Source organism: Cryobacterium sp. TMT2-18-2, assembly GCF_004402245.1.
Lineage (GTDB): Bacteria > Actinomycetota > Actinomycetes > Actinomycetales > Microbacteriaceae > Cryobacterium > Cryobacterium sandaracinum.
This window is the reverse complement of record NZ_SOFU01000030.1, coordinates 14,216-27,519: the sequence shown is the minus strand read 5'-3', so window position 1 is coordinate 27,519 and position 13,304 is coordinate 14,216. Positions and strand designations below refer to the sequence as shown.

At 63.5% G+C, this 13,304-nt stretch carries 15 protein-coding genes and 1 pseudogene; 6 read left to right on the top strand and 10 right to left on the bottom strand.

All coding sequences use genetic code 11. The features are described 5' to 3' along the window. Positions 1 to 93 precede the first annotated feature (93 nt). Together E3O22_RS09790 and E3O22_RS09785 are read left to right on the top strand one after the other, a co-directional pair. Positions 94 to 1,020, top strand: a complete 927-nt coding sequence (locus E3O22_RS09790) for an aldo/keto reductase family oxidoreductase (RefSeq protein WP_134393603.1) — start codon at positions 94 to 96, stop codon at positions 1,018 to 1,020. Positions 1,021 to 1,048: 28 nt separating this feature from the next. Further along, complete coding sequence (locus tag E3O22_RS09785; protein ID WP_241976603.1) at positions 1,049 to 2,059, top strand: NAD(P)-dependent alcohol dehydrogenase; 1,011 nt, start codon at positions 1,049 to 1,051, stop codon at positions 2,057 to 2,059. 36 nt (positions 2,060 to 2,095) lie between these two features. On the opposite strand, the gene E3O22_RS09780 is transcribed toward E3O22_RS09785, so the two are convergent. The 8 genes and pseudogenes from E3O22_RS09780 to E3O22_RS09745 form a co-directional block, all read right to left on the bottom strand. Further along, complete coding sequence (locus E3O22_RS09780; protein WP_134393602.1) at positions 2,096 to 3,118, bottom strand: radical SAM protein; 1,023 nt, start codon at positions 3,116 to 3,118, stop codon at positions 2,096 to 2,098. After that, complete coding sequence (locus E3O22_RS09775) at positions 3,112 to 3,924, bottom strand: phosphate/phosphite/phosphonate ABC transporter substrate-binding protein (protein ID WP_134393601.1); 813 nt, start codon at positions 3,922 to 3,924, stop codon at positions 3,112 to 3,114. Before E3O22_RS09775 ends, E3O22_RS09780 begins: the two co-directional genes overlap by 7 nt. After that, complete coding sequence (locus E3O22_RS09770; RefSeq protein ID WP_134393600.1) at positions 3,921 to 5,105, bottom strand: acyl-CoA dehydrogenase family protein; 1,185 nt, start codon at positions 5,103 to 5,105, stop codon at positions 3,921 to 3,923. Before E3O22_RS09770 ends, E3O22_RS09775 begins: the two co-directional genes overlap by 4 nt. Before the next feature lie 6 nt (positions 5,106 to 5,111). After that, positions 5,112 to 5,507 carry a hypothetical protein gene (locus tag E3O22_RS09765; RefSeq protein ID WP_134393599.1) on the bottom strand — a complete coding sequence of 132 codons (396 nt, stop codon included), beginning with the start codon at positions 5,505 to 5,507 and terminating at the stop codon, positions 5,112 to 5,114. Next, positions 5,504 to 5,980, bottom strand: a complete 477-nt coding sequence (locus E3O22_RS09760; RefSeq protein WP_198410594.1) for a DoxX family protein — start codon at positions 5,978 to 5,980, stop codon at positions 5,504 to 5,506. Before E3O22_RS09760 ends, E3O22_RS09765 begins: the two co-directional genes overlap by 4 nt. A gap of 285 nt (positions 5,981 to 6,265) precedes the next feature. Further along, positions 6,266 to 6,850 (bottom strand): DUF3618 domain-containing protein, encoded by a 585-nt coding sequence (locus tag E3O22_RS09755; protein ID WP_134393597.1) that lies wholly within the window; start codon positions 6,848 to 6,850, stop codon positions 6,266 to 6,268. A 63-nt stretch (positions 6,851 to 6,913) separates the two neighbouring features. After that, positions 6,914 to 7,105 (bottom strand): annotated as a pseudogene (locus E3O22_RS09750) (phage holin family protein); the annotation flags it as partial. Further along, entirely contained in the window at positions 7,102 to 7,809 is a 708-nt protein-coding gene (locus E3O22_RS09745; protein WP_134393595.1) for a hypothetical protein, read from the bottom strand. The gene E3O22_RS09745 and the pseudogene E3O22_RS09750, both read right to left, overlap by 4 nt. A 298-nt stretch (positions 7,810 to 8,107) precedes the next feature. On the opposite strand from E3O22_RS09745, the gene E3O22_RS09740 reads away from it, so the two are divergent. Beyond that, positions 8,108 to 8,812, top strand: coding sequence for a hypothetical protein (locus E3O22_RS09740; protein ID WP_134397096.1), 705 nt, complete (start codon positions 8,108 to 8,110; stop codon positions 8,810 to 8,812). Here E3O22_RS09740 and E3O22_RS09735 read toward each other — a convergent pair. Together E3O22_RS09735 and E3O22_RS09730 are read right to left on the bottom strand one after the other, a co-directional pair. Beyond that, positions 8,809 to 9,432, bottom strand: a complete 624-nt coding sequence (locus E3O22_RS09735) for a LysE family transporter (RefSeq protein ID WP_134393592.1) — start codon at positions 9,430 to 9,432, stop codon at positions 8,809 to 8,811. The two genes, E3O22_RS09740 and E3O22_RS09735, sit on opposite strands and share 4 nt — an antisense overlap. Positions 9,433 to 9,482: 50 nt before the next feature. Then, positions 9,483 to 10,376: a DUF808 domain-containing protein gene (locus tag E3O22_RS09730; RefSeq protein ID WP_134393627.1), complete on the bottom strand. Its 894-nt coding sequence runs from the start codon at positions 10,374 to 10,376 to the stop codon at positions 9,483 to 9,485. Positions 10,377 to 10,573: 197 nt separating this feature from the next. Between E3O22_RS09730 and E3O22_RS09725 the strand changes: the two genes are divergently transcribed. The 3 genes from E3O22_RS09725 (at position 10,574) to E3O22_RS15915 (ending at position 13,300) form a co-directional block, all read left to right on the top strand. Beyond that, positions 10,574 to 11,140 carry a PadR family transcriptional regulator gene (locus E3O22_RS09725; RefSeq protein WP_134393591.1) on the top strand — a complete coding sequence of 189 codons (567 nt, stop codon included), beginning with the start codon at positions 10,574 to 10,576 and terminating at the stop codon, positions 11,138 to 11,140. A 37-nt stretch (positions 11,141 to 11,177) separates the two neighbouring features. Then, positions 11,178 to 12,884, top strand: a complete 1,707-nt coding sequence (locus E3O22_RS09720; protein WP_134393590.1) for an AarF/ABC1/UbiB kinase family protein — start codon at positions 11,178 to 11,180, stop codon at positions 12,882 to 12,884. A 209-nt stretch (positions 12,885 to 13,093) separates the two neighbouring features. Next, on the top strand, positions 13,094 to 13,300 hold the full coding sequence (locus E3O22_RS15915) for a low affinity iron permease family protein (RefSeq protein WP_166784614.1): 207 nt from the start codon (positions 13,094 to 13,096) through the stop codon (positions 13,298 to 13,300). The last annotated feature ends 4 nt before the right edge of the window (positions 13,301 to 13,304 follow it).

Here is a 13,304-nt window from a genome sequence, read left to right as displayed (position 1 = left end):
AAGCCTGCTTCGAGAAGATCGGTTCACAACGCACTATGCGATAACCCAAGATGAGTGCCGTTTGAGAAATTTGAAGTGGGGCAGGATGGTTTGATGAAGATATTCAACCCTCCCCGGACAAATCTGCAGGCATCCAATGTCATCCTCGGCATGATGAGGATCTCGGACATGGACGATCGAGAGATTCGCGCTCTTGTCGGCACTGCTCGGGATGCCGGCATCAATTTCTTTGATCACGCCGATATCTACGGTGGCGCGCACGGCTGCGAAAAGCGGTTCGGTGACGCGGTCACGTTCACGGACGCAGAGCGTGAGGCGGTCATCATTCAGTCAAAGGTCGGCATCCGTCAAGGCTTTTTCGATTTCTCCAAGGAGCACATCCTCCGCTCGGTCGACGAGTCTCTCGCGGCGCTGAATATCGACTACCTGGACATTTTGCTGCTGCACCGTCCGGACACTCTGGTTGAGCCCGAGGATGTTGCTGCGGCGTTCGACGCGCTGCACGCCGCGGGGAAGGTGCGTAACTTCGGTGTCTCCAACCAGACGCCCGGGGTGATCGAACTGCTCAAGCGTTCGGTCAACCAGCCGCTGGCCTTCAACCAGGTGCAGCTGAGCATCACCCACGCGCCGCTGATCGCGCAGGGAGTCGCAGCCAACATGGCCGGGCTGGAGCAGTCGGTTGTGCGGGACAACGGGCTCCTCGAGTACAGCAGACTGAACGACATCACCCTGCAGGCCTGGTCGCCGTTCCAGAGCGGCAGCTTCGACGGCGTGTTCGTGGGCGACCGGGAGAATTACGGCCCGCTCAATGACGCCCTCGATGACATCGCCGCCGCCCACGGGGTCACGCCGACGGGGATCGCGGTCGCCTGGATCACCAGGCACCCGGCCAACATTCAGGTTGTCCTGGGGACGACCAAGCCCGCGCGAGTCGTGGAATCTGCCGCAGGGTCCGAAATTCCGCTCAGCCGTGAGGAGTGGTACCGCCTCTTCACGACTGCTGAGCACGTCCTCCCGTAAACAGGAGGGCACCCGGGCCTACACTGGCGTGCATGACGAACTCCCCGCGCGTGAGGTTCAGAGGCCGATCGGCGTGAGGGCCGTCGTCTACGACCGGTACGGCCCGCCCGGCGTGCTGCGGATCGAGGACCTGACGGTTCCATCGCCTGGCACGAACCAGGTGCTCGTGGAGGTGGTCGCGACATCCGTCAATCTCTCGGACTGGGAGGGATTGCTGGGGTCACCGTTGTACGCCCGGATCGGGGGACTTCGCGCCCCCAAGCGACGGGTCCTCGGTTCCGATATTGCCGGTCGGGTTGCCGCGGTCGGCGGCGGCGTGACCCGGTTCCGCGTCGGCGATGAGGTGTACGGCGACAACCTTGCCCTGATGGGCGGTTTCGCCGAGTATGCGGTGGTTGCCGACGGGATGCTGGCGCACAAGCCGGAGGAATTGACGTTCGCTCAGGCCTCGACCCTGCCGCAGGCAGGCGCGATTGCGCTTCAGGGCACGGCTCGGGTGCGACCGGGCCAACGGGTCCTGGTCAATGGCGCAGGTGGCGGATCGGGAACGTTCGCGATCCAGCTCGCCGCCCTCGCCGGGGCGCACGTGACCGGCGTCGACAATGCGGGCAAACTCGACTACCTTCGCGAGCTCGGCGCAGACGACGTGGTCGATTATCGCCGCTCAGACTTCACGAGACTCGAACCGTTCGACCTCGTGCTCGATCTCGTGGCCCACCGATCTGTCTTCGCCTACCGGCGGGCGCTAGCTCCGGGCGGCCGCTATTTCTGCGTTGGCGGTGCAGTGCCGACTTTGCTCGGGGTCGGGATGATCGGCGCGGTGCTCGGCCGGCTGACCGGGCGCCGGATGGGTGTCCTCGCCGTCAGGCAGGGACCGGCTCACTTCCTGCCGGCCTCCGAACTGTGTGTCGCCGGCGACCTGCGCATCCGAATCGACCGCACCTTCACGCTCGACGAGGTGCCGCAGGCCCTCGCCTACGTGGGGGAGGGGCGTGCGCTCGGCAAGGTGGTCGTCACCCCGAAGGGGTCGCCCGTTTGAACCGAGACCACACGGATGCTCGCCGAGCCGATACGGTCACGCGCAGGGGAACCATTCCGAGATTGCGTTGGCGGAACGGCGATGCTCCATGAATCGGCGGGTCACTTCAGCGATCGCATCGGCAAGCGGGAAGATGTCTCTCGTTACGAATTGATCGTCGTGGTCGGCGGCCACGGGATGCCAGTAAACGCCGTCGGCGGTGATCGTCACCTCGGGTATGAGCGAGTCAACGGTCAGTTCTATGCCGGTCTCAGCGACTCCGCGGTGGGCGAGTGCGCGGATTACCTGGTCGTCCCGCAGGATACCGAGAGTATCGAGAAAGGCGTGAAACGGCTCGAGTTCGTGCATCTGGTCGGAAGGCAAAGTGGCTGCGACCTTCACTCGGAATCCCTCGTCGTGTGCGATTCGGATGCCCGCGACGGCCCTGGCCCAGGACCCGGAGCCGCGGTGGCTGTCATGTATCTCGGGTGTGGCAGAGTCGAGACTGATCTGCAGCACGAGCTGGGAGCTGTCCATCCGACGCAGGCGCTCGCGCCGCCTGCCGTGAAAAAGCATGCCGTTGGTGAGCAACGTCGTGGGCAGTTTGTTCGTGCAGGCATTGACCAAATCATCGAGGTCATTCAGCAAGAACGGCTCTCCGCCGGTCAGGATGAGCTCCTTGACCTCGGCAGCTGTAGCCTCGTGCGCGATCTGCCGGACTCGATCGATTCCGATTCCTCGCCGCGCTGCCTTCGGAGACGACCGAACGCAGCAGTAGTCGCAAGCCAGATTGCAATCGAAGTTGGTGTACACCCAGATCCGGGATCCTGGGAGCTGACCGGGATCGAGGCCGGCGAGCAGGTCAGGCGAGCGGCCGCGGAGCACGGTGATGGCCGACCCCTCCATGCTGACGATCTCATTCCCAGTCGAAAGGCACCACGCTGCGATGAGTCCCAGGGCGGCGTCCCGATCGCATGTCCCGAAGTCGACAGAAGCCGTACGACCTGTTGCCACCCGGCTCAAGTTCTCGACCAGGTCGAGGAGCAGGCCCGCGCCTACCGGCGGGCTTGCGGTCACCATCGGTCTGATACTTTCTGTTCCCGCACGGCCGCGATGAGCGAGGCATACCCGTCAAGTTTCGGCGACACCCACGCCCGCAGGCCTTCCATCTCAAGGATTCGCTGATGTTCGGGGTTCTCCCAGTCCATCGCGAAAAGGTTTGCCACCCACTCGTCCGACCGGTCGATCGTCAGCGACGGCATGGCGGTGAAGGTGCAGTGGCTGTACTCGGGGGAGATCCAGAAGGACTCGAACGCGCCGGGGAGGAGCTCACCGCGACCGATCGCCTGCCACGTGTTGATGCCGATCGCCGCAGCATCCGCCCGATCTTCGAGCACCGCGCGAAGGGCGTCGAGCTCGCTCCTGCCCGTATCACCGTGTTTCCCGACATCGCTATTGATGCGAGTGAGATCGACATCCGTCTCGCCGATCCCCGCCTCACGCAAGAAATGCACGGGAAGGATGGCGGCTTGCGCTGAATCGCGCGACCCCAGGGCAAGTCGACGTCCACGAAGACTCTCCAGCCCGGTGAAACCACTGCCGGCTCGGGCGACGAACACCGTCTGGAACACGAGGTCCGTATCCCGGGATGCGAGTGCACGGCATGCTCCATCCGTCTGGGCGACGGTGCGCACCCAGGCCAGATTGGTGTTCCAAGCGAGATCGATCGTTCCCGCGATGAGGGAATCCACCAGACTCGCATAGTTGGAGAACAACATGAAGTCGATCGGCGTCGAGGTCTCGGCGAAGTAGTCCCGCATCCCTTCCCAGATGGGTACGACATTGGGAGAGTACGCAACGGAGCCGATGATCAGGGGCGCACTCATGCTGCAGCTCCCGTAGAGGCCGTCTCACGAGTTTGCGCGGGGGGTGCCGCGGCGGTTTTTGGGGCGTCGAAAAGTGGGCGGCCAGTGATCGCCCTGCCGTAGAACTCATAGAGCACATCGGATGTCGGAGCCATCACGTGGCCCGCGCGGGCATCGCGAAAGTACCGATCTATTTGCAGGTGCTCCGAGAACGCCGCACCGCCGCAGACGCGCATCGCGGCATCCGTAATTCGCAGTGCGGCATCGTTCGAGGATGCCTTGCTGCCGAGCACGAATAGGGGAGTATCCTCCTGCGGGTCAGCCACGCGACCGGCGGCCCGATCAAGGTACGCGCTCGCATTCGCGAGATCGATTGACATCTTCGCCAACTGCGCCCGAATTGTCGGTAGCGCTGACAGGCTGTGGTCGAGATGCTCCAGCCGGGTTCCCACCGTATGCCTCACCGCTGCGTCGACGGCCGCACGGCTGAGCCCGATGGACACAGCCGAGTTGCCGAGATTGAACCACGGCAGAACAGAACTCATCATGAGATCGAATCCGCTACCGGCCGTCCCGAGACGGCACCCCTCGGAAGAATCCACGTCGATGGTCATCGGGCTCGAGGAGTTCCCCCGCAATCCCATACCGCTCCACGGCCGGTCGACGCTGACGCCCGGGCTATCTGCCGGGACTGCGAATAGGTCGACGGTGTCGGCATCCGCAGTCCCGGTGGAGATGATGTAGACATCCGCGTGGCCTGCGGAGGTCACCCAACTCTTTTTCGCAGAAATATGTATTCCGTCTGACGTCGAGGTCGCGCGCGACACCGGAGTCCAGAAGTGTGAGCGGGAACCCGCTTCAGAGAAAGCGAGGGAGGCAAGAGAGCGACCGCTGGCGAGATCCTCGAGGAGTGCGGGCATCCCCGTTGGTGGTGCGGCTGCGACGGGCATGGAAGCGCTCACATGCATCAGATAGATCATGGAGGTCGACCCGCACGCTCCCGCAAGCTGGCTGATGATCTCAACGAGCTCGCGTGGCCCCGCACCAAGACCACCAACCTCAGTGGGCAGAGTGAGTCCGAGCAAACCGGACTCGCGCAGGGCCGCCACGGCCTCATGTGGAAAACGCCCGTCGGCATCTACTGCGTGGGCGTGAGTTCGTGCAACGTCGAGCACGGGCTGAACGCGTGAATTCAGGTTCATTGAGGCTTACCTTTCGTCGTAATCGTGGGTGCGAATGGGCGAACGGACAGCGCGGGCGAGCATGAGAAGCGCGATGCCGAGACCACCGGTGACCGCCATGGTGGAGGCGTCGCCGCCCAGCGGCCTGAAAGACGCTGCGAGCCCTGCGAGTTGGACGAGCGCGGCGACGGTCAGCAGAACACCGGCGGCAGTGTAGAGCGCGGGGCGCCGCGTGGTACCGCCGGCGATGGCGAGTGCGCCACTCACAAGTAGAACGACAGCACCGGTTGCCCCGATGTGCACGAAGTCGAATTCGGTCGGAAGCTGGGCGCCGAACACAAAGCCCGCAAACACAAGTGAGGCCAGGCCGAGAAGAACGCTACCGCGGTCGAAGGCGCTCGAGCCGGCTGGTGATCGCCTCATGACAGCCTCATCATCAGTCGGGCTGCGCGCCCTGAGGATTGCACCCACTGCTGGCGAAGGACACCGTCGATTCCATAGCTTCGCCCAGCTGCGGTCGCGAAGATCGCGAGGTGAGCAAGCGCCATGAGATAGTACGACCAGTGCCATTCGTTCGGGGCGAAAAGTACTGAAAGCGTGATTGCAAGGGTCTGGCCGATGCCGACGACAGCCCAGAAACGCGTGGCAAGGCCGATGAGCAGAAAAGCCCCGAGTCCGCCTTCGACGAGGAGGGTGAACCACCCGAAGACCTCGATATTGGGCAGGATGACGGCTTCGACGAGTGAGGAGTAGGGCGGCAGAACAGGATGGGCGACCGCCTGGCTCGCCCAGAAGTACAGCCCGTTCTCCTGTGATCGGCCGAAGTCCGGAGGAATCTTCCAGGCGACATTCTGGATCCACATCAGTGCAACACCAACGCGGAGCACCGCGATCATGACCCCTGTGGCGCGGGGAACGGGGACCGCGACAACCGGCGCATCACTGAGACGGGACATAAGAACCATTCATCTCCAGCATCCAAGCGGCACGGAGAGCAAACCGCAATACCGGGACGATGACTAATCCCAAAAACTTCCCATCGAAAACCCATCATTTGCCCAACCGTGCGTTGCGCTCGGTCTGCTGACCGGAGAGTGAAGAGGGCAGGCAACGGCCGGCGAGGAGCTGCACCGCGTGAGCGGGTCGCGTAGCTCGTCGCCGGCCGCCGGGATCTACCGGCGCTATAAGGCCGAGGTCTGCCCCGCGTGCTTCGCTTCGTCGCGCACCTGGCCGGCAGCGTCGGTGGTCTCGGTCTGCACGGTGCCTGCCGCATCGGTGGCCGTTTCCTTCACGGCCTCTGCTGCGTCGCTGAGCGGCTGCTTGAGGTTCTCGCCGACCTGCTTTGCGGCGTCGGTCACCTCCTGAACGAGAGGCTCAGCTGCTTCAGCAACATTTCCGGCGATTCGCTTCTCTGTGGGGCTCGCCGGAACCAGCGACGACGCCAGCCAGTCGACACCGAAGGCGATCAGGCCGATGGCCAAAGGGGTTCCCTTCGCCTTCTGGGCGGCCTGGTGTGCGAGGCCGGAGGCGTCTTCGCTCACTCCATTAAGGGAATCGCCCGCGTCGGATGCCGAACCCATCAGTTTGTCTTTCACAGAGCCCACGGCTCCCTTCACTTTCTCGGTCTGACGTTGCATGATTTTGTCGGGCGTGACCTTGTCAGCCAAGGCGTCGACGTCGCTGCCGAGTTCGCGGCGGGTCTTTTCGATCTCGGCGCGAAGAATGTCCGGATCGGTGTTCGTGCCGGAAGTGAAATCGGTGCTCATCGGTTTTCCTCATTTCGTTTGAGTGCGTCTGGAATGTGCTTCAGAGAATCGACGGTGCGCGGCGCCGGCATACCCCGCACCCCCGAGCAGTCCCGATCCCTTGCCGGCGCGGGTGGCAGACTGGCGCACTTCCGCCTTGGCCAGAGCAACCTCCTGGCGCATGAGTGTGGACACGTCACGGGTGACCTCACCGAGCAGGTCGCCCAGGGAGGTCTCGGCGGCCTTGCGTTCGGAGGGAGTGTGCAGGTCAGTCATCGGGGCAGCCCACCGAGGCCGGGGGTGGTCGAGGGGAACCCGGCGTTGGAACCGTAGTCGGAGCCAGCGGTGAAATCGGGGTTGGTGGCGGTGTAACCAGGGGTGACCGTAGACTCGGGAGTGGAATCTTCGGCAGAGTCCTTATGCTCCTCGATCACTCCGCGCGTCAGCCGTCCGGCGAGGACGCCCGCCACCGCCGCGATGGCGATAAAGGTTCCGGGCTTGCGCCGGGCATAATTCTTAACCTCGCTGAGGAGGGATCCTGGATCGCGCTGGTCCAGCCAGTCCGCGATACCGGTAGCCCGCGTCGCGGCCTGTTGGGCAAGGTCGCTGGCCACTCCCTGCGTTTCGGATGTTCCGGCCATCGCGCCAAACTCGTCGGCGAGCGATCGGATGACCGACGCGACCCGCTTCTGCTGGGATGCGGCCTGGTCAGCGAGCTCCGTCTGGGTCTCCCGGTACAGGGCCTTCGCCTGACTCTTGGTCTCAGAGCCGACCTTGTGCAACTCCTGCTTGGTGACACCGGCGACGTGCTGACCGGCGGCGACCGACGTGTCCCGCACGTCGGAGGTCCGGTCGCCAACGGTAGGGCTTGGGCTAGCAGTGACGTGGGCTGCGCTGGTATCGAGAGCGGTGTTCCCCGTGGCGGTGGTGGATTCAAATCCGGCGTTAGCGGGGGCGAATGTTGGATCGGCGTTCGACATGGCTCTCCTTCGAAATGTGGACGGGGCCGTCGACGATCGTCGACGGCATTCCCGGATGGCACTTAACATGATTCGGCGCCCGGAGGCAGCGCAAGCAACCTGAGAAAACAGACGAATTCTGCCAGAGTGTGTGACGAACCGGGATAAATTGCGTCACTAAGAACTGACTTCCCGGCCTTCTATGAACGCCTGCACGAGGCACAGCGGGCGACAATCGTGGTCACCCATCGCATGATAAATTCGAGTGTTCCGGTACCGGAGCGTCACATCACGCAGAACATCGTCGAGAGGCTCAAGCATGAGCGAGAAACTGAGCTTCCGAGTCCGACGCCTCACTAAGAGGCATCGTTCTGCTTTCGTCGCGTTGTTCACTGAACACCCGCAGGCCGAAGTCGATGACGCGCCTGAGATCTATTTTGACGACACCATCGAACTCCAAATCGCGTCCATGGCTCTCGCCCTCGTCGCCGAAACTGATGACGGTCGGCTTCTCGGCGCTCTTGTCACCGAACCGGACAGTTACGTCGACGAGAATCAGCTCGACGAAGACTCCACCGACGATGACATCGACGATGCAATCGTCAGCGACCACGGCACCGCCGTCTTCGAGTTGCTGATCACCGGTGGATCCGCGCAGGTGTGCCGAGAACTCCTCAACACTCTCGCACCGGCCCTCACCACCCGCGGTTTCGCTCAGGTGCATGCCAGCGTCCCACCAGACCTCGCCGAGGTGTTCCGCGGTCAAGGGTGGGTTGTCCTGCCAGAAAACACGGGCATCGCATGGATGGGCATGGACCAGTCAGACGAGCAGGTGCGCGATTATGAAGCGATCCCGAGCAGCTCGCTGGCCGCGTTCCTCGTGATCGACCCTAACGTGTACATGTCTTGGCCGTATGACGCCCCTGACAACCCCGAAGATGACGACTCGCGACAGGAGAACATCGCCACAGGCATGGAGGAGTTCGCAGCTCGGGTGGAGGCAGAAGCATCCTCAGATTCTTAGTGGATGACGGCGAGCAGCACGCCGACGCCCACGAAGAGTACGCCGAAAATGCGGTTCAACACGCGTTGGCCGCGATCATCGCGGGTGAATCGCTGGAATGAACGCGCTGTTCCGGCGAAGAAGAACCACATCACCAGAATGTCGATCGCAACGACGGTGGCCGCGACGATCAGATACTGAGTCGGCATCGGTCTGTCCACTCGGATGAACTGGGGTAGGAACGCGAGGAAGAACACGACCGCTTTGGGGTTGAGTATGTTCACCCACAGCCCGCGTCGGAACATCGACCAACGGGGCTCAGCGCTCAGGGCTCGGGTGCGCTCGCCATCAAGTTCCGGCTTGGCCAGAAACTGACGGATGCCCAGATAGACGAGGTAGGCGGCACCCGCGTAGCGAATGACGTTAAAGGCGATCGGAGAACCGGCCACGAGCAGACCGACACCGAGTGCCACGATCACGATGTGGATGAGAAGCGCGGCCTGCTGGCCCAGGATTCCCCAGATGGAGCGGCGGAAGCCCGCGTTGAGCGCGTTGCTCATGGTGTTGATCGCCCCCGCACCGGGCGTGAAGCTGATCAGGGTGCCCGCGCCGACAAGGGCCACCCACAGGGAGAACTGCACCGGGACATCCTCGTTTCATGCTGTTTGCGGCTTGCCAGCCGGCGACGGAATCAGGCCGGTACGCGGTGGGACCGACTCTTCTTGCGAAGGCGCGAGATCCCGAACAGGGCCGCGGCAATGACCAGACCGAGAATGAGCCCGAAAACGAGCGACATCGCAGTGTCGGTGACCCAGGCAATGATGGGTCCCGCAGGTTCGACCGCCTGCGTCACGGCGTGCAGAAAGTCGTAGGGAACGCTCCAGATCGTGTCGTTCAGGTTCACGATCACCAGATGGCCTCCCACCCACAACATGGCGACCGTGCCGATGACGCTGATCACTCGGAATACGGCCGGCATCGATCGCACAATGCGCGCGCCGGTGCGTCGGACCCGTCGTACCGGGTGCTTCATCAGCGTCAGCCCGATGTCGTCGATCTTGACCAGCAGGGCGACCGCGCCGTAGACGAGCACCGTCATCCCCAGACCGATCACGACCAAGGCGCCGAGCGTCATCCAGATCCCAAAGTCGGGATCGAGACCCGCCAGTGCGATGAGCATGATCTCCGTGCTGAGGATGAGGTCGGTGCGAATAGCGCCGAAGACGAGCTTTCGCTCATCCCTCATCTCAGGGTCATCAGTGCCGTGATGAACTCCGAACCACTCGGTGACTTTCTCCGCACCCTCGAAACACAGATAGGTGCCGCCGATGATCAGCAGCCACGGCAACACCCACGGCGCGAAGGCCGAGAGGAGGAGTGCGAGCGGGATGATGATGACGAACTTGTTGAACAGGCTACCGAGAGCGATCCGCCACACGATGGGAAGCTCGCGCGCCGGTGACAGCCCCTGAACGTACTGAGGCGTGACGGCCGCATCGTCGATCACGACGCCTGCGGTCTTCGCGCTCGCTTTGAGAGCGGCGGTAAGTATGTCATCGACAACGGCGAGCAGGCCGACGGACATCTGGTTCTCCTCGGATTCAGGGGCATCGTCCCGGTGCAGGGCGACGGCACTGGGGTCAACATTACCGCGCGGCAGGGTGGGCACAGGCGCCTCCCAGACGGTGGAAAGAAGATTGAATCTGGTTTTGCTGTCAGGTCTCGAACGATATATCGTTAACTATCGTCGAGCCTGATGGCTTCGGCGCTGAGGAGGACATCATGAGTGGTTCATTTATGGGTGACGGGTTCGGGGCACGCCGGGGCGGTGCTGGTGAGGGCTGGCCCAGCGGGATGTGGGACGCCATGGAGCAGCTGCGCGGACAGTTCGACCGCAAGGCCGGTCCGAGAATGGCACGCGGGGACGTGCGTGCGGCGGTACTTGCGCTGCTCGCTGAGAAGCCGATGCACGGCTACCAGATCATTCATGAGATCGAGGAGCGCAGCAGTGGCGCTTGGAAGCCGAGCCCCGGCTCGGTGTACCCCACGCTTCAGCTGCTTGCGGACGAGGGCCTCATCAACGCGGAGGAGTCCAACGGTCGCAAGACCTACTCGCTCACGGACGAAGGCCGCGGGGTAGCGGATGCCACGGCCGACCAGCCGGCCCCGTGGGAGGCCCAAAACGCCCGGGGCACCGGGCGGGCGACCGCGCTGCCCAAGGCCGGCATCGACCTGGCTCAGGCCGCCGCGCAGGTCGGACGCTCTGGCAACCCGGAGCAGGTGAAGCAGGCTGTCGCCATCCTGGATGAGGCGCGTCGCAAGCTGTACGCCATCCTCGCCCAGGACTGACCGAGTGCCCACAGCACGTCGGCATCACGGAGATCAGATGACCGACGTCGGGAACTTGCGTGCCCGCTCCCGCCGTATTTTGCGGTTCGCCGCCCTGTATCTGGCGCAGACGTGGTGGTACGAAGTTCTTCTCCCGCGGGTCGGGCTGGCGCGGGTCGCAGCACGAAGCAGATCGGCGCGCCTGCAGCACATCGCGCAACGCTTTCACGTGCTCGCGGTCGACCTGGGTGGCCTCATGATCAAGGTGGGCCAGTTCATGTCGTCGCGCCTCGACGTGCTGCCTCCGGAGATCACGAAAGAGCTCGAGGGTCTGCAGGACGAGGTTCCGCCGGTGCCTTTTCCGGCGATCCAAGCCGTCGCCGAAGCCGAGCTAGGTGTGACGCTCGAGCATGCGTTCTCTTACATCGATCCCACGCCGCTGGCCGCAGCATCCCTCGGTCAGGTGCATCGCGCTCGGCTGTCGGAACTGGATGCCGCCGAGACAGGCCTGCTCGACGTCGTCGTCAAGATTCAGCGGCCGGGCATCAGCGAGATCGTCGCTGTCGACCTCGGCGCTCTCCGACGTGTCGCCCGCTGGCTCAGCCACGTGCGTCTCGTCTCGGATCGCGTCGACATGCCCGCCCTGGTCGAGGAATTCGCGTTCACGAGTCATGAGGAGATCGACTACCTGCACGAGGCGGCAAGCGCCGAACGATTCGATCAGAACTTCACAGACGACCCCCGGGTCAGCGTTCCCGAAATGGTGTGGGAGCGCACCACCCGGCGCGTGTTGACCCTCCAAGACGTGACCGCGATCAAGATCAACGACGTCGACGGGCTGAGGGCAGCCGGAATCGACCCGTCGGAAGTTGCCTATGACTTCGCGGCGGTCATGTTCGACCAGCTCTTCGTCAATGGCTATTTCCACGCCGACCCGCACCCCGGGAACATCTTCGTCACGCCGCTCGCCACCGGTGTACCCGAAACGAACCACGGCCGGGCCTGGAAGTTCACCTTCATCGACTTCGGGATGATGGGCGACGTGCCCGATGTCTTACGTCGGGGCCTGGTGAATCTGCTCATCGCCGCCGCGTCACGGGACGGAAAGGGGATGGTGGACGGCATCCGCGAAGTGGGTGTGCTCCTGCCGTCCGCTGACACCGCCGAACTCGAGCGCGCGATGACGAAGCTGTTCGCCCGTTTCGGTGGGATGGGTTTCGCCGAGTTGCAGGATGTCGACCCACGCGAGTTCCGCGCCTTCGCCATCGAGTTCGGTGATGTGGTTCGCTCGCTGCCGTTTCAGCTTCCGGAAAACTTTCTGCTCATCGTGCGCGCGATGTCGCTGACCTCGGGAATGTGCAGTTCGCTCGACCCTGCGTTCAATATCTGGAATTCCGTCGAGCCATATTCCGCCCAGCTGATCCGCGCCGAGGGTGGGAACGTGGTGCAGTCGGCCGCAAAGCAAGTGGCGTCGGTTGCGGCCATCATTGCGCGGCTTCCCCAGCGGCTCGACGACCTCACGACGCGATTCGACGAGGGTACCGTCTCGGTGCAGACTCCCCGGATCGAGCGTCGCTTGGTCGCCATCGAGCGAACCGCACGTCAGATCGTCTCGGCAATCCTCTTCGCCGCTCTGCTGATCGGCGGCATTCTGCTGCGGGCCGAAGATGTCGTGCTCGGAACGGTGCTCGTAGCCGTGTCCGCGGTCCCGCTGTTGCACGCCCTCTTCGCCGGGTTATCGTCGCGGCGCGGACCGCTGCCTTAGTCCCGACTGCGCGGAACGCCATTTCGGTTACTGAGATGCCCATGTCTGGTCAGAACGAAAAGCAGGATGCGGGGTCGCCGTCGGCCTCGAGGTCGCGACGCGCGCCTGGTCGCCGACCTCACCGCGGCGGCGTCAGAAGTGACCCGCGAGGCGAAAGCCGCGGTCCAACGCGGCGGCAGCACCTGTGGGGCAGCCGCCTTCTTCATCGGGTGGGTGATGCGACCGCGCTCGCCACGGTGGGGTTGGCTGTCGCATTCCTCACGGCGCTGTGGCTGATGGTGGGCTTCTTGGTTGGCTTTCCTTCCTGGTGGAACAACGTTCTCTACAGCGTGACGTCCTCGATCACCCTCGTCATGGTGTTCGTCATCCAGCACACTCAGGCTCGTCAGCAGGCAGAAACCGAAGCCCAGCCATAACTGT

Bases quoted from the DNA above. Each gene is read 5' to 3' on its own strand.
- E3O22_RS09790 (WP_134393603.1), top strand. From the start codon at position 94: ATGAAGATATTCAACCCTCCCCGGACAAATCTGCAGGCATCCAATGTC.
- E3O22_RS09780 (WP_134393602.1), bottom strand. From the start codon at position 3,118: ATGGTGACCGCAAGCCCGCCGGTAGGCGCGGGCCTGCTCCTCGACCTG.
- E3O22_RS09775 (WP_134393601.1), bottom strand. From the start codon at position 3,924: ATGAGTGCGCCCCTGATCATCGGCTCCGTTGCGTACTCTCCCAATGTC.
- E3O22_RS09770 (WP_134393600.1), bottom strand. From the start codon at position 5,105: ATGAACCTGAATTCACGCGTTCAGCCCGTGCTCGACGTTGCACGAACT.
- E3O22_RS09765 (WP_134393599.1), bottom strand. From the start codon at position 5,507: ATGAGGCGATCACCAGCCGGCTCGAGCGCCTTCGACCGCGGTAGCGTT.
- E3O22_RS09760 (WP_198410594.1), bottom strand. From the start codon at position 5,980: ATGATCGCGGTGCTCCGCGTTGGTGTTGCACTGATGTGGATCCAGAAT.
- E3O22_RS09755 (WP_134393597.1), bottom strand. From the start codon at position 6,850: ATGAGCACCGATTTCACTTCCGGCACGAACACCGATCCGGACATTCTT.
- E3O22_RS09745 (WP_134393595.1), bottom strand. From the start codon at position 7,809: ATGTCGAACGCCGATCCAACATTCGCCCCCGCTAACGCCGGATTTGAA.
- E3O22_RS09740 (WP_134397096.1), top strand. From the start codon at position 8,108: ATGAGCGAGAAACTGAGCTTCCGAGTCCGACGCCTCACTAAGAGGCAT.
- E3O22_RS09730 (WP_134393627.1), bottom strand. From the start codon at position 10,376: ATGTCCGTCGGCCTGCTCGCCGTTGTCGATGACATACTTACCGCCGCT.
- E3O22_RS09725 (WP_134393591.1), top strand. From the start codon at position 10,574: ATGAGTGGTTCATTTATGGGTGACGGGTTCGGGGCACGCCGGGGCGGT.
- E3O22_RS09720 (WP_134393590.1), top strand. From the start codon at position 11,178: ATGACCGACGTCGGGAACTTGCGTGCCCGCTCCCGCCGTATTTTGCGG.